Annotated in this window: 17 protein-coding genes; 7 read left to right on the forward strand and 10 right to left on the reverse strand. The window is 70.2% G+C overall.

Annotated features, from left to right (window positions below; translation table 11 throughout):
• Positions 1 to 65 precede the first annotated feature (65 nt).
• The 7 genes from ACIF8S_RS28515 (at position 66) to ACIF8S_RS28545 (ending at position 6,470) form a co-directional block, all read left to right on the forward strand.
• Positions 66 to 665 carry a hypothetical protein gene (locus tag ACIF8S_RS28515; RefSeq protein WP_400002848.1) on the forward strand — a complete coding sequence of 200 codons (600 nt, stop codon included), beginning with the start codon at positions 66 to 68 and terminating at the stop codon, positions 663 to 665.
• A 59-nt stretch (positions 666 to 724) separates the two neighbouring features.
• Positions 725 to 1,000, forward strand: a complete 276-nt coding sequence (locus tag ACIF8S_RS28520) for a MarR family transcriptional regulator (protein ID WP_400002850.1) — start codon at positions 725 to 727, stop codon at positions 998 to 1,000.
• A complete protein-coding gene (locus ACIF8S_RS28525) occupies positions 997 to 2,001 on the forward strand; it encodes a hypothetical protein (RefSeq protein WP_400002852.1) in 1,005 nt (334 codons plus the stop codon). Before ACIF8S_RS28520 ends, ACIF8S_RS28525 begins: the two co-directional genes overlap by 4 nt.
• 12 nt (positions 2,002 to 2,013) lie before the next feature.
• Positions 2,014 to 2,823, forward strand: coding sequence for an ATP-binding protein (locus ACIF8S_RS28530; protein ID WP_400002854.1), 810 nt, complete (start codon positions 2,014 to 2,016; stop codon positions 2,821 to 2,823).
• A 153-nt stretch (positions 2,824 to 2,976) separates the two neighbouring features.
• Entirely contained in the window at positions 2,977 to 4,182 is a 1,206-nt protein-coding gene (locus ACIF8S_RS28535) for a DUF2637 domain-containing protein (protein ID WP_400002856.1), read from the forward strand.
• Positions 4,183 to 4,262: 80 nt separating this feature from the next.
• The gene (locus ACIF8S_RS28540; RefSeq protein ID WP_400002858.1) at positions 4,263 to 4,676 is read left to right on the forward strand and encodes a hypothetical protein; all 414 of its coding nucleotides are present in this window, start codon (positions 4,263 to 4,265) and stop codon (positions 4,674 to 4,676) included.
• 186 nt (positions 4,677 to 4,862) lie between these two features.
• The gene (locus ACIF8S_RS28545; protein ID WP_400002860.1) at positions 4,863 to 6,470 is read left to right on the forward strand and encodes a hypothetical protein; all 1,608 of its coding nucleotides are present in this window, start codon (positions 4,863 to 4,865) and stop codon (positions 6,468 to 6,470) included.
• A 731-nt stretch (positions 6,471 to 7,201) separates the two neighbouring features.
• Here the strand turns inward: ACIF8S_RS28545 and ACIF8S_RS28550 are convergent.
• From ACIF8S_RS28550 to ACIF8S_RS28595, 10 genes are all read right to left on the reverse strand, one after another.
• Positions 7,202 to 8,014, reverse strand: a complete 813-nt coding sequence (locus ACIF8S_RS28550) for a hypothetical protein (RefSeq protein ID WP_400002862.1) — start codon at positions 8,012 to 8,014, stop codon at positions 7,202 to 7,204.
• A gap of 334 nt (positions 8,015 to 8,348) precedes the next feature.
• Positions 8,349 to 8,672, reverse strand: coding sequence for a hypothetical protein (locus ACIF8S_RS28555; protein ID WP_400002863.1), 324 nt, complete (start codon positions 8,670 to 8,672; stop codon positions 8,349 to 8,351).
• Between the two features lie 75 nt (positions 8,673 to 8,747).
• A complete protein-coding gene (locus ACIF8S_RS28560; protein ID WP_400002865.1) occupies positions 8,748 to 9,173 on the reverse strand; it encodes a hypothetical protein in 426 nt (141 codons plus the stop codon).
• A gap of 96 nt (positions 9,174 to 9,269) precedes the next feature.
• Positions 9,270 to 9,632, reverse strand: coding sequence for a hypothetical protein (locus ACIF8S_RS28565; RefSeq protein WP_400002867.1), 363 nt, complete (start codon positions 9,630 to 9,632; stop codon positions 9,270 to 9,272).
• A gap of 32 nt (positions 9,633 to 9,664) precedes the next feature.
• Positions 9,665 to 10,999: a glycoside hydrolase family 6 protein gene (locus ACIF8S_RS28570; RefSeq protein WP_400002868.1), complete on the reverse strand. Its 1,335-nt coding sequence runs from the start codon at positions 10,997 to 10,999 to the stop codon at positions 9,665 to 9,667.
• A 9-nt stretch (positions 11,000 to 11,008) separates the two neighbouring features.
• On the reverse strand, positions 11,009 to 13,456 hold the full coding sequence (locus tag ACIF8S_RS28575; RefSeq protein WP_400002870.1) for a hypothetical protein: 2,448 nt from the start codon (positions 13,454 to 13,456) through the stop codon (positions 11,009 to 11,011).
• 51 nt (positions 13,457 to 13,507) lie between these two features.
• Positions 13,508 to 14,725, reverse strand: a complete 1,218-nt coding sequence (locus ACIF8S_RS28580; RefSeq protein ID WP_400002872.1) for a hypothetical protein — start codon at positions 14,723 to 14,725, stop codon at positions 13,508 to 13,510.
• 1 nt (position 14,726) lies between these two features.
• On the reverse strand, positions 14,727 to 15,704 hold the full coding sequence (locus tag ACIF8S_RS28585; RefSeq protein ID WP_400002873.1) for a hypothetical protein: 978 nt from the start codon (positions 15,702 to 15,704) through the stop codon (positions 14,727 to 14,729).
• A 122-nt stretch (positions 15,705 to 15,826) separates the two neighbouring features.
• Complete coding sequence (locus tag ACIF8S_RS28590; protein ID WP_400002875.1) at positions 15,827 to 16,768, reverse strand: hypothetical protein; 942 nt, start codon at positions 16,766 to 16,768, stop codon at positions 15,827 to 15,829.
• Complete coding sequence (locus ACIF8S_RS28595) at positions 16,755 to 20,768, reverse strand: hypothetical protein (RefSeq protein WP_400002877.1); 4,014 nt, start codon at positions 20,766 to 20,768, stop codon at positions 16,755 to 16,757. The genes ACIF8S_RS28590 and ACIF8S_RS28595 overlap by 14 nt, the downstream gene beginning before the upstream one ends.
• Between the last annotated feature and the right edge of the window lie 273 nt (positions 20,769 to 21,041).

Consider the following 21,041-nt stretch of genomic DNA (forward strand, 5'->3'; position numbering starts at 1 on the left):
GAACACCCCGCCCGGGAGGACCCAAACCCTGGGCCGACGCGTCCGGGGAGGAGAGGAACACCCAGATGTCGCACGACGTCACCGAGGACACCCAGTCCGAGGAGCCCCAGGGCATCCCGCTGTCCACCCTCGCGCTGGTAGGCGCGCTCGCCCGCGCGATGGAAGAACACCAGCAGAAGGTCATCAAGCCGCGCAAGGACGCTCCGCGCGACCCTCTGGTGGAGGACTTCCAGGCGACGAAGCGGCCGGAACTCGTTGTCGAGGTCGGCGGCGAGAAGGTGGGCCACTACAAGGTCAACACCACGAAGGACCGGTTTGAGGTCGCCGACGCCGCCGCGTTCGAGGCGTACGCGGAGGAGAAGGACGAGATCGACATCGTCATCGTCCCGAAGCCCGCGTTCGTGAACGCGGTCCTGGCGCACGCGCAGCGGGACCCAGAGACGGGCACGATCTTCGACTCGCGGACCGGTGAGGTCGTCCCGGGGATCAAGTTCGTGCCGGGCGGGAAGCCCACCGGCACCGTCACCTGGACCTGGAACAAGCACAAGGGCCAGCCGATCGGGAAGGCCGTGCTCCTCGCCGCGTACAGGCGGGGCGAACTCAACGAGTACCTGCGGGAGACGCCGGAGTTGCTGCCCACGGCGCAGCCCGGCGCGAGCGAGTGACGACGGCCGCATGGGTCCGGCCCCCCGCGGCCGGGCCCGTTTCCCCAGGGACCACAACGATGACCACCACCGTGACCACCAGCACCCGGGACCTCTCCGACCGCGCGCACCGTGTCCTGTTCCAGCTTGCCCTTCACCCCGACGGCGAGTGGGTGGCCGTGGCGTCCATATGCAAAGGGCTCAGCCTGAACTCCCACCAGGTGCGCGCCGCGCTCAACGAGTTGCGCACCGCGGGCATGGCCGAACGACGCCGCTGCTACGTACGCGACGACGGCCACCGTACGCACCGCACGTACTTCCGCCTGACCGACACCGCCAGTGAGGCCTCCGCATGAGCCGCCTGTCCAACCCGGCCGGGGTCCGGATCAACCAGCCTCATTTCGTGCACGTGGTATCCGCGACGGTCCGCAACACCAGCCTCAGCTACCGCGCGCTCGGGCTCCTGGTCTACCTCCTCGACCAGAAGGAGGGATGGCAGGTCCGCGCCGAGCAACTCTCCCGAGGCGAAGGCCGCGAAGGGCGCGAAGCGATCCGCACGGCCCTTCGGGAACTGCAGGTCGCCGGCCACTACCGCCTGGAGCGCCGCAAGCTCCGCAACGGCAAGTGCGTGATGGGGACCGCCCTGTCAGGCACGCCCCTGCAGCAGTGGGTCCGCGACCACGAGATTTTCAGCACGCAGAAGGACCCCGCGGTCCCCGTCATCGAGCAGGAAGACGGCACGTTCCTCGTGCAGTACCCCGACGGCACCCTGGGCAGCGACGGCTTCGAGCCGGACCCCTACGCCGACGAGGAGCCGCCCGCCCACGTCGAGCCGGAACCCGCGGCCGCCAACGCCGAGCCGCCCGCCGCACCGCCGAAGAAGCGGCGCCCCCGTCGCACACCGGAGCAGAAGGCCGCCGACGACGCGAAGAAGGCGGCCGCAGCCAAGCAGAAGGACGAGGAGAAGGCCGCCCTGGACGCGGCCGCTGAAGCAGTCGCGAAGTGGTGGTGGGACGACGCCGAGAAGCACCTCGGCAAGTACGTCGGCCGGACCAACGGCTACCTGGCCATGCGCGGCATGGTGAAGAAGGCACTCGAGGCGGGATACACCCAACGGCAGTGCGCGGACGCCCTCCGCCAAGCACGCAAGCACCTGCCCAGCGCACAGCAGTGGCAGACCGCCCTCGGCGTGGCCACGAACCACATCGTCCCCAGCCGACCCGCCGGCCGCGTGCCGTACAGCGATGAGGCCACCTGGGGCCGCCAGGACGCGCCCACCACCCCCGGCGGCGACAACGCCGACAGCACCCCGCACGACTCCGACGACGCCACGTTCGGTGTCATCGCACGACCGTAAGGAGCCGCCCCGATGTCGACCACCACGCCCTCCGCCCCGGCGCGCGGCCTGAACGTGCTCGGCGACCTGAGCGCCCACATCGTGAAGGTGATGGAGCGCAACGGCGCCGACATCTCCCAGCTCGGTGTGCCGCCCCAGCCCGCGCCCCAGGACGGACTCTGGGAGGACGTGTCGGTGCCGCAGGCCCGCGCGCGGCTCAACATGTGGCGTAACAGCATCGAGGACGCCGCTCAAAACGAGTACCTGGCGTTCCGGTTCAGCCACCTCGACGACATGCAGAAGCCCAACACGCTGCGGAATTGGCTCGACTCCCTGGTCGAGGCAAAGAAGCTGGACGCGCGCCCCACCGTCCTGAACATGCTCATGCCGGGCCCCATCGGCAGCGGCAAGAGCGCTGCCGCGTGCGCGCTCGGCAACGAAGCCGCAGAGCGGGGCCTATGGACCCTGTACGTGAAGCACGCAACGTACCTGACGTGGCGCAGGCCGGACTCCGCACCGCACAACATGAAGGCGTGGGAGGTCCGCAAGAAGTTCGTGGAGTGCGACCTGCTGATCCTCGACGAGCTGTGTGGCGAGATGGACGTGACCGCCACGGAGTTCGCGCGCAGGGAGACCATCGACCTGATCGACGCGCGGATCTCCGCCGGGCGGCCCACGGCGTACACCACAAACCTGGGGAGCCGCCGCCAGCCGGGCAGTCAGGCGATGGGCGTGGTGGACATCCTGGGCGAGCGACTGCTGTCCCGGCTGGAGTCCTCGGCGCACCTGGCGAAGATCGTGGGCCCGGACCGCAGGAAGCCAGCAAAGCCGCTCGACTGGTAACCACGGGGTCGAAATGCCCGCATCGTCCACGTCGCTGACGGGGCGTGGTCGTCCATACCGGCGCAGAAGACGGAAGACGCTATATCGTTTGGTCGACCCGGAAGGCCATGAGCATAAGCCGACCGGGGAGACCCGAACGAGAGGAAAGGTGTCTTGATCCGTCTCTTCCCCCGTTCCCGCCGGGGCGGGAAGCCGAAGAACCTCGACAGCGCCGGCGTCCCGCCGTTCACCCGCTGGGAGAAGTTCGGCGCCGGCCTGGTCGCAGTGGGCGGCGCCGGTGTCGGAGGACTCGGCTTCTACGCGTCGTTCGACTCCGTGTCCCAGGCGGCCATGTCGTGGGGCTTCACCGAGCCGTGGGTGCTGCCCACCGCGATCGACTCGGCGATCCCGGTCTTCACCGGGGCGTACCTGTTCCTCATCCGGATGGACATGCCGCTGTGGTGGGCGCGGCTCGTGCCCTGGCTCCTCAGTCTGGTTACCTGCGCGCTGAACGTCGCGGCCGGAAATTCCCTGTGGTCCAAGATCGCGCACGGCGCCATGTCGCTGCTGTGGGTCGCCGTCTCCGAGATCGCCGCGCACATCTACGCCGTCCGGATCGGCGCGGTCACGGGCCGCCGCCGGCGTATGGACAAGGTCCGGTGGTCGCGCTGGTTCCTCGCGCCCTGGCCCACGTTCCTGCTGTGGCGACGGATGAAGCTGTGGGAGATCACGGACTACGACACCGTCCTCGCTCTCGAGCAGGAGCGCATCGTCTACCAGGCGCAGCTCCGCGGCCGGTTCGGTCGGGCGTGGCGCCGGAAGGCCCCTGTCGAGGCCCTGCTGCCGCTCCGTCTCGCGCGCACCGGTATCCCGCTGCAGGAGACGGCCGCCGCCGGTCTCCGCGCGGCTGGTCTCGAGCCCACGGGAGTGTTCGCCCTGTCGCCGGCCGAGCCGCTCGAGCAGCACAAGGCGCTCCCGGCTGCAGCTCCCACCCCGGTTCCGGCGCCCGCCCCCGCGGCGGTCCCTGCGGCGGCCAGCAAGCCGCGTCCGGTCACGGCGACCGTCCCGCAGCAGCAGCCGCCTCAGCAGCAGCCGCAGGGGCAGTACGCCGTCCCGAAGTGGAGCACGGAGGATGAGCTGTACGAGATCATCAAGGACGTCCTCGACAACGGACGTCGTGAGGTGTTCGAGCCCGGCGGCGCGCTGACCGGCTCCGAGATCGCCGGCGTGATGGGCCAGAGCGAGGGCAACGGCCGCAAGGTGCGTCAGCGCCTGATCAAGACGTACGCGGCCGAGCGAGGCATCGATCTGCCGCCGCGGGCGACCATCGACCAGGTCCTCGCCGCGTTCGCCCGCCCGATGACGGCAGTCAGCCCGTAAGGCATCCTGCCCCTACCCGTACCGAAGCGGCGGGCTCCCCACCTGGGGTGCCCGCCGCCTGCATGATCGGACCCTTCCACATGACACCGGAGATCCTGGCCCGGATCGCCACCGCCCGCGGATACCGCGACCTGTCCGACCTCGCCCGGCAGGCACTCGCGGCCACGGCCACCGCCACCAGCCCGGCCGAACGCATCGAGAACGCCCGCCGGCTGCGGCAGATGGTCAACGAGATCGTCGACCTGGTCGTCCTCGGCGAAGCCCTCGGTGGCGCCTCGTGGGAGGAGATCACGCACGCGCTGAACCGTCGTGACCCGGGCACGGTCGAAACCGAGTACGCGGACTCGGTGGCCGAGTGGGAGGCCCTTCCGGAGGAGCAGATGGCGGCTGCGGCCGAAGGGTCCGAGGACCTCGACCGGTGGTATGCCCGCCACCGCGAAGACCAGGACCCGGAGCTGACAACTCCCGTCGCTGATCTGCTGAATCGGCATTGATCTACCTCACCAGGCAGGTAGAATGGTAAGCCGATGGCAACGGCGAGAGGTTAAGCCCTCCGCCGTTGCATCCTCCGCGGGAGAGCACCCGGGGAACCACGAAGTGAGGAACACCCAATGCCTGGTATCACCGCGCCTCAACGCGCGCGTACATCCCGGCGGCCGACCGGGCTGCCGAACCCCCCGATGATCCTCCTCGCCGGGCCGGAGAAGACGGGTAAGAGCCGCATCGCCGCCGAAGGCACCGCCTCCGAGTTGCTCGGGATGACCTACTGGATCGAGATCGGCGGGTCCGAGGGAACCGCCGACTACTACGGTCGCCTCCCCGGAGCGCACTACGAGATCGTTCCGCACGACGGCAGTTACCAGGACATCCTCGATGCCGTCCGGTGGGCCGTCGCACAGCCGCCCGCCGTCGAGGGCAAGAGGAACATGATCGTCGTCGACAACGTCACCGTGCTCTGGGACATGCTCAGCGACGAACAGGCGATGTACGCCCGGTGGCGCGCGGAGAAGAAGGCGCAGGAGCAGCGCCGCCGCGGCCCGAACCCGGACCTCCCCGTCACCGTGGACCCCGACCTGTGGAACCGGGCGAAGGACCGGTGGGGCGAGATCCTGTGGCTTCTGCGGCGGCACACCGGCCCCACGGTCCTGATCGCCCGGCAGGAGATCGTCACGGCGTTCGAGAACGACAAGCCCACCCGCGACAAGACGCGGAAGATCAAGGCCGAGAAGAACCTCCCCTCCGCCGTCGACGCCATCGTCGAGCTTCACGCCCTGGGCGAGGCATACCTGACGGGCGTGCGCACCCTGCACTGGGAAGTCGCCCCCGGCCAGAGCGAGCGCTTCGACGATTTCAGCATCGACGCCCTGCTCCGCCGCATGGGCTTCCACGAGGCCGCCGCCGCCCGCCAGGTCACCGAGGTCCGGCCGGAGGCGTATCTGGACGAGCAGCAGGCACAGCGGCCCCAGCAGCAGCCGCAGCAGCGGAACCAACGGCAGGAGGCGTCGCCCGCGCAGCAGAACCAGAACGCTGAGCAGGTCGGAAAGCAGGTCGTGGCGCTGATCCACCAGGCGCTCAACGACCCGGCCGACCCGGAGAAGCGTCTGCAGGCCATCCGCGCAGAGTGGGGCACCCGCACCCTCAAGCAGGTGCCGACCTTCACGAAGATGTGGGGGGAACTCAACGCGGCCGACCTGATCACTCGCTCTCTCGCCTACGTCAAGGAGGAGGCCGAGAAGCGGCGGAAGGCCGCCACCCCTACGCCGAGCACGGGCACCGAGTCCGGGACGCCCGCGCCCCCGGCCGGGCAGGACGAGGCCCGCGAGCACCAGGCGCACGCCGAGCCGGAGCCGCCGGCCGAGAGCGATGCTCCCCCGCCGCCGGACCCGCAGGCCGAGGAGCCCCCGCCCAACGAGTCCCCCGAGGACACCAGCGCGGCCGAGGAGCCGCAGGACGTCCCCAGCGCGCCGCCTACCCCGGCCCGCGCGACCCGGCGCAGCCGGAACGAGACCCTCGCTCTCAAGGCACTGCACGCCGAGGCGGACGTACAGGCCCGACTCAGAATGATGACTGTGGGTGAGCACCTCGGGCCGATCTCCGGGGAGGGCGAACCGGACGTGACCGTCCTCCGGAACCACCTGCAGCATCACCGGCCCGCGCTCATCGCTCAGCTCGAGCAGGAGGGGCACACCGCACTCGCCGCCGCCTACAAGGCCGCGCCGAAGGTCGAGCCGAAGATCCGGCAGATGTTCGCCGCCTACTTCGAGGGCGCGCCCGCCGGGCCGAAGTGACGTGAGGTGACGCGCGCCCGACCCCTCCGGGCGCGCCCCTCCGCCACAGATCCTCTCCGCGCCCTCGTCACCTCACCTCACCTCACAACGGGCACGCCGCGCGCCTGCGCGCTCCCAGCACGCGGACGCGCGCCCGGCCGATCGCGCCCCGATCGCCGCGCCTTACCGGCGCGCCCGCGCCTCCCTCCCGGCGCGCCGATCCGAGCGCGCCCAGGCGCGCCTCGAGACCGCGCGCGCCCACACCGACCGCGCCGCGCGCCGGCCGGGCGCGCCACTGGGGCGCGCCCGGCGAGGGGCCGCGCCTCGAGGGACCGCGCCGCGCGGCGCGCCACCGCGCCGATCACGCGCGCGCCCCATCCGGCCGCGCCGCGCGCCCGCGCCGAGAGCCCCGCGCGAAGGCGCGCCTCCATGAGCGCGCCCAGGCGCGCCCCGTTGACCTGCACTTTTACCGAGGCGCGCCCCGCGCCCATCGTCGGCGCGCCCTTCGGCGGTGTGCTCCGATCGAGGACCGTGCTGCCCCGTAGCGGCGCGCCCCCGGCCGCGCGCGGAGCCGTTTGAGGGCGCGCGCTCAACGGCGCGGAAGGGCCGCGCGGCGCGCGCCGACCGGCCGGCCGCGCCCGAGGACCGCGCGATGATCGCGCGCGCGGCCGCTCTCCGGCGCGCGCCCAGACATGACGAAGGGCGCGCCATCGGGCGCGCCCTGGAGGGTCGATCGGTTCGGCGCGCGCGGCCTACCGCGCGCCCGGCCGCGCCGCGCGCCGGAGGTCCCGCTGTTCCCGACGCGCGTCCTGCTTGGCCGCGCGCGCCTCGCCGCGGACCTGACGGAGCAACTGCAGCAGCTCCTCGGGGTGAGCCTTGCCCAAGAGCTTGAGTGCCTGCAGTCGGTGGTTCGGTTCGTTCGGCATCCGGCCCTGGCGCGCTTCCGCGTACTGCACGGCGTACCGCAGGAAACCGGCCTCCGTCTGTACCCGCAGACGGAAGCCCGTGATGCGGTGGTCCCGCGCCTTGCGGCTTTCGCCGGGCGGGGCCGGCGGCAGGAACCGGGCCGGCTCCTCGAGCATCAGGCGGCAGACGCCGACTGCCCTAGCCGCTACTCTCGGTGAGCGAAAGGCGAGCGCCTCGACACGGGCCGAAGGGGATTCCAACTCGTCGAGGACGAACGCTGTCCACCGGCCGGTGAAGGCGTCGTCGTCGAGCGCCGCCAGCTTCTTCGCCCGCTCGTGGGCCAGGTCGTCGACGACGTCCTGGACCGGGCCCATGGCCGCCTTGATCCTCGCCCGCCACGGTGCAATGCGGGCCTGCTGCTCCCGCTTGCTCTCGCCCTCACGGATCGGGTTGTAGAACTTCGCCCGTCGCATGGCCAACTCGAGGGCGTCGAGCGTGCGCGGAGCAAGGCGGGCGGATCCGAGGGCCGCGCCCTGTACGTTCCGCGGAATCCGCCGGCCGGTGCCGCCGGTGACGTACCCGACGACCGTGTCCATGAAGGCGTCGTCGTCCAGTTGGGACAGGCGCTTGATCTCGGCCTCGACAAACGCGTCAGCCATGAGGTTCCTCCGCTTCGGGGCATGGCCCGTGCTCCCGGGCCGTAGGAGTTGCGCGAAGACAAGCGAGGTGGCCGCACGGTCGCGAACAGCGTGTGCCGGATCATCGCAGGAGCATCCACTCCCCGGCCCCAAGTGCTCTGCACGCACCTGGTTGCTCGAATCCAAGTGGTCGGGGCCACCACTGGCGGGAGGAACACCCCAGCTCTTACGAACCGTGATGGTCTTGCGCCACTAGCCCTGACCGGGATCTCAAACGCGTCTTTCGCGGCAGCGGTACGGCCACCTCTGCGCAGATGGTACCCGCCGGCGGGTAGCCGGCTGGACGCCGCCAGTCCTATTCGGCCTGCTGAGACGTCTTCTTGGACGTCAGCGACTCCACCCAGGGGGCGAGCTTGCTGGGCTTCCACAGGAGGTCGTAGCTGGTCTGCGAGGCGGCCAGAACACCGACGACGGTGGCCATGGTGAGCTGGCCGTGCTGGAACTGGCCCCAGCCGCCGTCCGCCGCCACCGCGGCGACGCCGGCGATGAGCGCGGCGACGACCGCGACGACCTTCTTGTACGTGGCCGACCAGGCGGGACGCTGCACCACCGCGGTGAGCAGCGGGAGCACGGCACCGACCTGGGCGCCGGTGGACAGAGCATCGAGCGTTGAAGACATCAGGTGTTGCCCTTCATGCGGAGTGGCGTGACGGGCGGACTGTGCGCGCGGCCGGGGCCTTGCGTCGCTCCTGGCCTACGGCCCTCCGTCGGCCAGGTCCCCGGCGATCTCCTCGGGCGCGGGCGGGACGGGGCGTTCGTACAGCCTGGCGACCAGCGTCCGAAGTTGCTGGATGTACTCGACGGCCGCGGCCTTCCAGCGCCTCCACTGCCGCTGTTCCTCCTCGAGGCGCTCCACGCGGTTCTCCAGCGTGGCGACCCGCTCGAGGGTCTGGGCGTTGGTGGCACGCTGCTGCTCGAGGAGCTGCGTGAAGCCGTTGGTCACGGTCTGGACGGACGTCACGAACGTGGTGGCTTCCGCCGTCTGCTCGTCCGTGTCGTTCTTGCGCTGCTGCTGCCGGTACACCATCCAGGCCCCGCCCAGCACGCCCGTCATGCCGAACAGAGGGCTGAGGACAGGCGCCAGAGAGATGAGCCACTCCACGAGCGCCTCCTCGGTCATCGGTCGTCAGATTGGGGTGCGCGGGAGCCGGGGCCCGAAGACCCGCGGCTCCCCGCAGGAGTGACCTTGGGAGAAGGCGGTGCTTTGCGTCGCGCGCTACTCGGCCGCGGCCTGGGCGACCGGTGCCTCGGTGTTTCCGCAGAGGCTGTTCCACAGGGTCCGCACGGCGTCTAAGAGGACGGCGTCGGAGACGGCAGCCTGCGCGGCCGCGGGGTTCTCCTCCGAGTAGGCGGCGGCCGCGGCCGCGGAGACGTCCGGGCACGTTGCGACGGCGGGGGCGTAGCCGTCGGAGTCGAGATTCGGGGCGTACAGGGATCGGGCGAGGGAGGCTCTCAGCGGGTGCCCCGGGGTGTCCGCGGGCTCGGTGGCGACCTCCTTGGCGATGTGCAGGAACGCGAGATGCACGCGGGCGCGGAACGTCGGATCCATCGCCAGGGCGTGCTCGATGATGAGGGACACCAGGGTCTCGTTTCAGGGAGTGGGAGCAGCGGTTAGGTGCCGTCGATGAGTCGCTCGGCGAGGTAGGGGGAGAACGTGCCGGCGGGGGTCCCCTCGGGAGCGATGCCGCATTGCCCGTCGGAGTCGCCCGGGTACTTGATCCACAGCAGGTACTCGGCGCCGCCCACGCCGATGGAGCTGGGCACGCCCAGGCGGCGTCCGGCCGGGTTGCAGTAGTCGACGTGCTGCCCGTTCTCATCCATCGCGCCGTTGCCGTTGCGGGCCGTGTCGATCACGAACCTGACGCCCGGTACGCCGGCCTTGGTGAGCTCGGCGACGACCTGGTGCCCGTACGCGCATGAGATGTCGGTTGCGTCGAAGTTGGACACCCCGATCGCGATCCGCTTGGTGGCCGCGACGCCGCCCCTGACGAGCTGTGCCGCCATCTGTGCGGGCTTGAGCCAGGTCGCGTTGCCGCCGTCCATGTACGCCTGCACGAGCGGCTTCGCCCCGAGGGCCTGAGCCACGTACGTGGACAGCTCGTAACGTGTGGCCTTGGCCTCCGGGGTGGGCAGGTACTCGGCCTGGGCCAGGGAGTCCGGCTCGACGATGACGATGGCGGGCCGGTCCCCGATACCCGCGACGAACGCATCGACCCACGCCCGGTACGCCTCGGGGGTGGCCGCCCCGCCGTGGGACTCGCCACCGTTGTCCCGCCAGTACATGGCGTACGCCGCCAGGATCGGAATCTTCCCTGCGGCGGCCGCCGCAGAGACGTACGCGTCGACGTCAGCCTGGATGTTCGTGTTCCAGTCGCCGAACCACTTGGCGCCGGGGCGCCGGACTATCGAGTTGCGGATTTTCGTGGCGCGGCCGTCCGTGGGGTTGAGGGCGAGCCACTTTGCGGCGTTGCTGTCAGGGTCGACGTAGAACCCTTCCCGGACGGTGGAGGTGGTCAGTCGGCACTCGGCGAGCGTGATGGTGACCGGTGTCTGCTGCCCCATCTGGAACGACACCTGCGCCGTGGTGGTGTCGATGTCCGACACGAAGGTGTAGACGAACGAGGTGTCGACGGTGCCGATGACGACGGTCCGGTCCAGGGCCGCGGTCCACGGGTCGGCGTTGAGAGCGACCTGGGCGCGGAGCTGGGTGTTCGCCTGGGAGGCCCGCACGGTGAAGGTGAGCGTGTAGCGGGCGCCCTTGCGTAGGGTGATGCCGTCCTGGCCGAACGGGGCGTCCCACAGGTTGACGGCGTCCGTGTTCGCGGTGGCGTCCAGCCCGCCGGGCCCTTGAGTGATGGTGATCTTGGTGGGGTCACCGGCCCACCATCCGGTGATGCCGTCGCTGAAATCGTGGTTGGTGACCAGGTCGCCGTACGTGCCGGCCATGGTGCTCCTCTACTTGGTGTAGGTGACCCGCAGCTTCGGCGGGTAGGTCTGGCCGGCGCCTCGGAATGAGCCGTAGTACGTCCGGTTCGTGCTGTTGGGGTCCAGAGCGATCCCGCGCCACTTGGTGCTGTCGAAGACACTGGTGATGTCGACCCACTTGCCTTCGTTGCGGCGCCACGAGACGACTTTTGCTTCGCTGTCGCTGCTGAACTTCGCGGGGCGGCTGGTGTGTGAGTGGGCCTTGATGACCGCGCTGCCGCCGGCCGCGTTGTACCAGTGATCGGCGTAGAGGTAGACCTCGGCCTTCTGGATCGTCGCGCCGGACAGGTCCGTGGCCAGGGCCGCGGGGAAGCCGACGAGCGACGCCTGCACGCCGTTCGTGCCGCTGTAGTAGCCCTGCATGCACTTGGCGCCGTAGTATGAGTTGTAGCCGCTGCGGTTGGCGTACGAGCCCGACCAGGTCGCGGTGTAGGTCTTGGTGTACTTGCGGACCGGGTCCGGCTCGGTGCCGCCACCGGTGTTGTATCCGCCGGTCTCCGGCACGTACGGGCCGACGTCCTCGACGTACAGGAACCCCACGCCCGAGGAGGAGCCGTAGAGGTTGACGGTCTGCCCGCTCGGGCCGTTGACACACCGGAACGTGATGAGCAGCCGGTGCAGGCCTGCCCCGAGGTTCCGGCCGTCGATGATGTGCTCGAGCCGGACGCGCTGCGGTGCCGCGATCGGCATTGGGTAGGCGACGAGCTGCAGCTGCGTCGACGTGATGGTGGGCTTGCCCCCTCCGCCGTCGCGGAGCCGTATCTGTATCTGTCCCCCCGCTGCTGAGGGGTTGGCGAGGGCGTCGAGCACGACCCGGTACATCCGATCGGTCTCGGCCTCGAACCCGAGCTCCACGAACCCGATCTCGCTGGTTCCGCCGGTGACGCTGCTTGCCTGGTAGTCGATCGCCACCAGACCGCGCGGGCCCGCCCCGAGGAACGTGGTGATCGGTTCGCCGCCGACGGTGAGGCCGCCGGCCACGTTGACGTCGGAGAACGACGCGTTGCCCTGGTCGTCGATGGTGGAGACGGCGGTGCCGCCGCTGCGGAGGGTCAGGAACTGCGGCTGCCCGGTGACGAGCGAGACCGCTTCATCGCCGGCGTCGTCGAACAACCTCACGCCTTGGGGACCGACCTCGGCACGCGCGCCGCCACTGACGCGGCCGAAGATCGTGGTCGCTTCCGCGTTGTCCCAGACGGCCCACCCGCGGGTGGCGGCGGATGCCTCGAGGCAGAGCACGGCCTGCACGGTGCCCTGCGGGGCGGCGACCTGTCCGGTGATCCGCTGCCACCGTCCCGGCTCCGGGGCGGTCGCCTCCACCACGCCATAGCCGAGGACCTCGCCGGTGACGCTCTCCCAGCGGGCGAGGATCTTCACGGCCTGGGCAGCGAAGTCGTCACTGACGAGGACGTCGCTGCCGAGCCAGAACTGGGCGCCGGGCAGCACCGGGACGGTGGCCAGGGGAAGCGTGAAGTAGGCGGGGATGTCGGCGGTGCAGTCGCAGAGGATGCCGACACCGGTGCGGTTGCCGGGCGCGAAAGCCCAGGGGGCGCCCTGGGCTGCGATGGTGTTGGCGGTGGCCGCGGTCTCGAAACTCGGGTCGGGCACCAGGTTGGTGCCCTGGCCGACGGCGATCTGGTCCGGGCGGACCGCGCCGACGGAGATGTGCGTCGTGTCGACCGCACCGGCCGCGATCTTCCCGGCCGTCACCGATTGGGCTTTCAGCTCCCGCGCACTGATCGCGCCCGCGTCGACCTTCCCCGCGACGACGGAGTTGGCGGCCAGCAGATCCGCGCCGATGGTCTCCTTCACGAGCTTGGAGCCGGGCACGGACTCGTCCTTGAGCCACACCGCCAGGTCGAGGAGCGCGGACAGGTCCGGCCCGTCGACCTGCTTCGGGGTGCCCGCGACGGCTTCGGACGGTGGGCCGGTGAGACCGGCGGTATTCACTGCGACCAGGCGGACGTGCGCGGTGTCGTAGGTGGCCGTGGCGACGGTGACGGAGCCACCGGCCCGGTTGCTGATCGTCGCCGAGAGGGTCGTCTGGTCCGGGGTGAAGTCGGGGGCCAGGCCGACGTGCACCTGCATGCGTTCGTAGTCCGCGGGCGTGTCGTACGAGTCGTCCCACTGCCCATCCCAGGTGACGACGAGCCCAGCGAGCACCGGCTCGAGCGTCGGGGCGGTCGGGGTGGGTGGAGGGTCCGAGTTGACGACGACGACCGCGACCGAGCCGTCGTCCTGGACGCCGACCGAGCCGCGGAGGTTTCCCGCCTCGTCGTAGATGTCGAGGGCCCCGCCGTCGATCGACCGGTACCCGGCCTGGCTGGTGCGCTCGAGGTCCTGCAGACGCTTGTCGAGGTCGGCCAGGACCTGCGCGAGGCGTCGCGCGTCCGTCTGGATATCCAGGAAGTTGGCCATGGCCGCGGATGCTGGACGGCGGCGGGGGCTTACGTCGCGCGCTGGCCCGGGTCAGTAGACGAAGGAGTCGGACCGCCTCAGGTAGAGGGTGCACAGGCCGTCGGCGCTGATCTCGTCACTGATGATGCGGTGCCACACGTCGATGTCGCCCACCCACGGCACATGCACCTGGACGCGGATGTCGTCACCCAGGGACCAGGAACCCAGCCGGGCGTTGGGGTGGTCGATGATTTGGATGGCGGGGATCTGCAGGGCCTTGGTCCGGCCGGCCAGCTCCTGGTTGCCGCGCGTGGTCAGGCCCTTGGCGGACGACAGGGACTTGTCGACGACGGTGGCCACCCGGCGCAGGCGCCCGTCGTTGCGGGCGATCTGGGCGCGCTTCATCTTGCGGCCCTCGCCCTTGCCGAGCACGATCACCTCGTTGGCGAAGTCGTCGCCCATGCCTTCCGGCTTGGCGATGGCCGCGATGTTCTCCCCGTCTGCGAACCGCAGGTCGGTGCGCTTCCTGCCGAGCCGTGGCCTTCCGAGCACCAGGCGGTGCGTGAAGCTGTTCCCGCTGCCGTTCCAGGCGTGCGTCTCGACCCAGTCGAACGGGGTGTCCCGGGCGAGCTGGTCGAGTGTCTGACCACAGTCGGGGTTGTTCCACCAGGCCAGTTCCCACGGGTCGGAGCCGTCCGCCGCGCCCAGCTTCTCGCCCAGGTCGTGCTGGTCGATCTGCAGGCCGAGGTTTCCGTACGGGCGTGACTGGACGTGGTTCCAGATGTTCCGGAACGCGTCGTACACGTCGATGCGGGGGCCGCCGTAGGGCTTCGGCGGGGGCGGCACACGCTCCTTGCCTTTCTTCCCGTCGACCCAGCCGTCATGGTTCTTGTCCTTGCCGGCGTACGGGTCTTTCGGGGTGATCAGCGCCCCGGAGATCATGTAAGCCTCGTACGGAATGCCCTGCGGGTAGGCGGTGAAGCCCTCGCAGTTGATGGTCGCCTTCGGCCCGTCGTACGCCGTCTTCGTCACGATGCCGCCCCACCGGATACGGCCGTCGATCTCCAGGTACAGCTTGGTGCCCCACTCCTGCAGGATCGGGTAGCCGTCGGAGCCGATCAGGTGGGTGTACTCGGGCTCGATGGTGCCGTTCATCGACCCGGGGCCGGACAGGTCACGCCGCGGGTTCGACGTCAGCGCCAGCGGCACCTCCCAGTCGAGGATCGGCTCGACGGCGTCCCGCCCGATTCCCGTGGCGCGCTGCGCGATGAAGCGCCACCCCGTAGGCACCTCACAGCTCCTCGTCGTCGGGCGCCTCGACGAACTCGACGTCGGCGACGATGGACGTGCCAGCGTCCACGGCAACGTCCCCGGTCTCAGACTTGTACATGTAGGTCTGCAGGTAGAGCAGTTGCGTGGTGCCACGCATGGCCGCGGGGACGGTCATGTTGTCGGCCAGGACGATGGTCGAGCGGCGGGCGTTGGCGCCCTGGTCGTCGTCGATGACAGTGTCCTGACCCAGCATCCCGCCGAACACGTTCTGCATCTTGGCGAAGACGTCGGCACGCAGGTACCGGAAGCCGGCCAGCGTGGTGACGATCTTCATGCGGGTCGCCCACAGCGGCACGTCGATGTTCCACCGCGCCGGCTCACCCGGCCAGTTGTGCCACTTGTTGTCGGAGTAGGTGAGCTGACTGAGGGCGTTAGGGAACGCCGTGTAGATGCGCCGGTCCCGGCGCGGGTTCACCATCGACCGCAGGTCCGTGATCATGGCCTGGGTGACGCTGCTGGTGTTGGCCGGCAGGTCGATCCGCGCGAGGGCGACGGCCGAGTCCGACGGCCGCACCTGGGAGACACGGGTGGTCGTCTTCGGCACGTTGCTGATCACGCGGGTGTAGATGTACGGCCCCACCTCGGGATCCGAGGGGTTCGGCCATGTCTCGCCGTAGGAGTACGGGTTCTCGACGCGGGCCACGATCAGGTCGGAGCGGGCGGACACCCCGGTCGCGGCGATGTTCACGCGGTCGGCTGTCGGGAGGCGGCCCGCGTACGCCTGGTACGCGGCGCCGGCGGCCCGGTTCGTGACGGCGCAGGCGCCGGGCAGCACCTGCACTTCTGGGCCGGGAGTCGACAGGGCTCGCACTCGCAGGTCACCGGACCCGACCACGCCCTCCGCGCCTCCGAACGCCGCGTACGCCAGGAGACGCGCCACCTCGCTGGAGTGCACGGCGCCGCCCTCGGTGAACCACGGCACGCTGTCCCACGCCATCTCTTTACCTCCGCTGGTTGCTGGATCGAACCGGCGGGGAGTGTCGAGTGGCCGCAGGGCTTACGTCGCGCGCTGACCAAGATCGTTCTTGCCCGATTGGGCAAGAACGATCTTGGTAGGGGTTACAGGTAGGCGTACGCGTCTCGCCAGGCGACCGTCATGTACGCGGTGCCGGTGGCGTCCGTGCCGCGCAGCACGAAGTCCTGCCTGCCCAGTGGCAGGCGCAGGTCCTTCAACCGCGGTGTGCCCCGGGTGAGGAGTCCAGCCACGGAGGCGTTGCCGTTCCGCATCACGGTGCGCACCCACGGCCGGGGGTCGACGACGACGCGCTCACCGACCCCGAGGGTGAGGTTCAGGCCGACCTTCCAGCGGCCCACCAGCTCGCACACGGGGTTCGCGATCGGCCCGTAGAACGTGATGACCGGCCACGCGGGTTTGGTCCCTCCGACGATGAAGTCCCCGGCGACCTTCCCCTCGCTCTCGCGGGTCATCGTCAGCGGCGTGGTGAGCGGCCCCACCAGGCCGTAGTGGCTGGGTGGGACCAGGCTGACGCGGATGCTCTGCTCGACGTCGTCGTACGCCGTGGAGTCGACGCACACGAAGCTACACACCACGGGTGTGTAGCCCTGCCGGGTCAGCTTGGATCCGGCCGGGGCGGGCTTCCTGGGGCGGCCGAAGAAGCGGCGGCTCCGGCCGCCCTGCGTGGTCGACAGCACCGCGGGGGTGGCGAAGCGTCGCCGGAGCCCCTCGGCGTCCCACGCCTGCAGCATGGTGGACACGGCATCGAGGTTCGCGCCGTGCCGGCCGTGGGCGGTCGGGGCGTCGTCGACTGTGTCCACGCCCACCTCGAAGGTGATGGTCGCCTGGCCGCGGTAGTCCTGGCCAAGCCGGACGCCGTCCTCCTGCGGCATGGGGGTATCGCCGGCGTCGGTGTCCGAGTAGGTGATCTCGTACGGCTCGAGCAGGTAGTAGCCGGTGCGGATCGACCCGAACGTGAAGTTGGCGCCCGGGTACACGCCGTTCGCGCTGTAGGAGAGGTTCCATTCGCCCTCACGGGGTGGCATACGCGCCTCCTCGGCGGATACGGCGCAGCTCGAACAGGGCGTTGTTCAAGGCCTCGCCCGGAGTCATCGGCTGGCCGGTCATGGTCAGGTTCAGGTCGCCGCCGACGAGCGCCGCGGCGGCCGTCGCCGCGGCGGTCACGGAACGGACGGGGCTCGACGAGGCCGAGCTGCGGAGGCCCCCAGAGGCGTACTGCCGGAGGGCGCCCTGGGCGAAGTAGACGACGCGGCCGCCGAACATCTCGGCGACGCGCTGCAGGATCGCCTCGGACCGTCTCCGCTTCCCGGGCGCCAGGGGGATGTAAGCCTCGCCTTGGGTTTCCGGCTCATTCCATACACGGATCTCGCCCGGCCTGCCGATCTGTGCGATGTGCCGTTCCGCGCCGGCCGCGAACGCCTTGATGCGGCTGGCGGCGGCGCGGATGCCGCCGTTGGCGTAGGTGACGATGCCGCCGTCGGCGTGAGTGCGGACCACGGACGGCTTCCCGGACTCGCTGTACTGCACCGTGACGTGGATGGTCCGGCCCGTGAGGCCGTTGATCTTGTCCTGGATGCGCTGGACCTGCGCGAGCGGCGTCGCGTTCGGCGCGGTGATCTCGATCTTCTTGCCCTTGAGGTCCTTGACCTTGTAGCCGAGATCCTTGATCGCCTGCTGAGCCGTCGCTGTCGGGGCCTCCATCTTGAGCTTCTTGCCGGGCGGCAGACCCGCGACCTTGTCGCGGATCGCCTGCAGGTCACCGGTGGCCTGCTTGATGATCGCCTGGACGGTGACCTTCTTCTTGTCCGGCGCGTTGGCGATGTCCTTGGCCAGGGCGGAGATGTTCGCGCGCGGCGTGCCCGTGGGCGCCGTGATGATTACGTTCTTGCTGCCGGGCACGCGTTGGATCGTGAAGCCCAGCGCCTCGAGCTGTGCTCGGGCCTGCGCCGTGGGCGCCTTGATCGTGGTGGACTTCCCCGCCGGCAGGCTCTCCAGCTTGGCCCGCAGGCTGAGGACTTCGGCCGTCGCCTCCGGGATGCCGGTCGCGGTGACCAGGGTGTTGACCGTGTCGGGGACGAATCCCATCTGGTCGGCGAGCGCCTTGGCCTGGTCCTTGGGGATGCCCATGCTCGTGGCCAGTTCGATGGCCTTCGCGCGGGCCCGCTCCATCGCGGCGTTGCTCTGGTCCATCGCCTTGGACATCGGCATGAGCCCCTGCTCGCCGGCCTCCATCGCCCGGGTCGCCACGCCCAGCATGCCGTCGCGCAGCTCCTGCAGCTGCGTGTTGAGGGTCTGGCCGTTCCGGGTGGTGGTGTTGACGAGGCCGTCAGTGCCGACGAGGGCCTTGCCCCATCCGTTGGTCCGTTCGATGGTGCCCCTCATGGTGTCGTCGACCTGCAGCATCACGGCGTTGAGCTGTGCCTGCGCGTCGTGGAAGCTCTGGGTGTTGCCGTTGAGGGCGTCCAGCGCCCGCTTGAGGGCGTCCGTCCGGTCGTCCGCGCTCTTGGTCTTGTCGCTGAACACCTGCACCGCGGCCTGCAGACGGTCGTAGGAGGTGGTGCCGGTCGTCCCGGACTGGTTGACGGCGTCGGCCAGCTCCTTGTGCTTCTTCTGGCTCTCCTCGAGCTCGCCCTTCACCTGGCCGAGAGCGTCTTTCGCGCGGATCGCGGCCAGGCCCTCGTCCTCCCAGGTCTGGACAGCGCCCGTCGCGGTGCGGGCGAAAATCTTATTGACGTCGGCGGTCTCCTGGAGCTGCTCCTGCAGAGCCTCGAGGGTGGTGCCCTGCCCGAGGTAGGCGTTCGTCAGCTCCCCGAGGCTGACACCCGCCTCGCGCATCATGTCGACGAGCTTGCCCTTACCGTCGGCGAGCTCCGTGTCCTGCAGGAGCTGCGCCGCCTGCGCGCGCACGTTCGCGTCGATCGCGCCGCCGGACGCGACGAGGGCGTCCGTCAGGGACTGCACCCGTTCCTTGTGGGCCTGGGTGGCGCGGGCGGCTTCCGCCTGCCGGGAGGCGAGGAGACCGAGCCCGATCGTCACGCCGGCGAGGGCGAGGCCGAGCGGGCCGCCCATCGCTGACACCATGCCGCTGGCAGCAGTGCGCATGCCGCCCATCCCGACGCGCACGGCTCCCATCGCTCCGGACAGGCGTCGCCCATCGCCCGCCGCGGAGCGGTAGGCCGCTCCCATGCGCTGCCACACCGTGGTCTGGGTGGTTGCTCCTGCCGCCGTGGTGGTGGCGACGGTGCCGACGTTGCGGATGGACGTGGCGAGTCCCTGCACCCCGCGTGAGACGGCACCGACGACCTTGAGCATGAGCAGCCCACCGAGGAACACGGCCAGGGCAGTGTTCGCGCCGGGGATCACTGTCATCAGCGTGTTGAAGACGTTGAGCAGACCCCCGAAGGCCACCAGGAGAATGCCGAGCCCGGAGCCGGCCGCCGACAGGTTCCCGATCGCCGTGGCGATGTTCGAGATGATGGAGATGATCGCCGGGCCGATGGTCTGGCCGAGAGCGTTGAAGAACGTGCCGAGCGCGGGCATCAACTCCGTGCGGATTTGCCGGACCAGGTCGAGGATGCCGCCGTCCTTCATGGACCGGCCGAGCCCTCGCATGAGGTCCCCGAACAGCAGGTTGACCTCGTGAAACACCGGAGCAGCGTCGGAAAAGAACTGCTCCATGGCGCGCTGCCCGGCGCCCGAGTTGGCCCAGCGCTCGAACCTCTTCATCGAGCCCTCGAGGCCGTTGAGCAGCGCGTTGCCGGTGTCCATGGCGGCCCGGCCGACACCGCCGAGCCCCTTGATGAGGCTGCCGGTGGTCCGGCCGAGCTGCGCCGCCTTGTCCCCGGCGTGGTCCAGGAACCTCGCCAGGCTGCCGGTCTCGCGGCCGGCCTGGACGGAGGCCCGGAACCAGGCAGTCATCCGCTCGCCGGCCGCCGCCACTCGCCTCGTGAACGGGCCGGAGGCGACCAGGAAGTCGACCGTGCCGCGGCCGAGGTTGGCCAAGCTGTCCGTCAGATGACCGACGACCCTCGAGTTCGTCGCCGCGATGGTCTTGAAGTCCTTGCGGAACGGCCCGCTGCGCATGGCCTTCGCGGCGCGCTCCCCCAGGTTGCCCATCTGCGCCGCCGAGTCGCCGAGGGCGTCCTCGAGAAGGGGGAACACCGACGTCGCAAGCGGCTTGATGTCGTCGGCGACCTTGCTGAAAAACCGCTCGCTGACCGCCATGCGGACCTTGCTCCACGCCGATTGCAGCGAGGAGACCGAAGAGACCGCCTTCTTTGCCGACGGCGAGAGCTTGTCCAGCGCCTCCTTGAGCTTCTTCTGCTGCGCCTCGGTGACCTTGCCGTCCGTCGCGAGCATCTGCTGGGCGGCGTTGGTCTGCTTGAGCGCCTCACCGAAGCCGTTGAACGCGATCTTCGTGCCGATCGCTGCGGTGCCCGCCGCTGTGATGAGTCCCGGTATCGCGCCGAGGACACCGACCGCGGGCGCGGCCGCCGAGACGAGGGCGGTGAGCCCGGCGCCGTACTGGCCAATCAGGGCGACCGCGGGCTGCAGCAGGGAGAGGAGGGCGCCGATACCGAGCATCCGCAGCCCCCGGCGGCCGCTCGGCATCCGCATCCGTACAGGGACGTTGACGGGGTTGCGGTCTGCCTCTCCCTGGGCGCCGGTGATGAGCCGGCGAAGCCCGCCGAGGAGGATACCGCTCGGTGAGCCGTCGCCCTCCCCGTCGGGCCGTACGGGGAGGTTCAGGTCGACGTCGTCGATGCGGCGTCGGATGCCGTCCAGGGAGGCCCTGAACCGGTCCTCGTCGATCTCTACGCGGATCTTCGCCGTGACGCCCTTCGACGCCTCCTTGACGGCGTTCTTGAGTCGCCGCCGCAGGCCCTTGGAGTCGACCTCGACCTTGACCTTCGCGGCGAGGCCTTCGGCGGCCGTCTCGACTGCCGTGCGCAGCCGTGCGGCGAACCCAGAAAGGTCAGCGACGACCGGCACTTCAAGGCGGCCGGCCTGCAGGCCCTCAGCCACTGCGGACCATTCCTCTCTGCATGGCCGCCATGAGCATCTGCTTGTGGCCGGTCATGCGGGGCGCCGGAGGCTCCTGGGCGGGCGGCTGCGGCCGGGGTGCGGAACCGGGGCCGGGGCGCGGCGCGTCAGTGGAGCGCGGCGGGCGAACGATGGTGGTCGGCTCCTCGCGGCGCTTGTCTGCGGCGAGGATCCCGATCTCCTCGACGATCAGCGCGAGCAGCTCCAGGACGGCGTTCCAACCCCCCTGGGGGGCGGAGCGGACCCGGGAGTCGT

This window comes from Streptomyces sp. NPDC085937 (assembly GCF_044540535.1).
Lineage (GTDB): Bacteria > Actinomycetota > Actinomycetes > Streptomycetales > Streptomycetaceae > Streptomyces.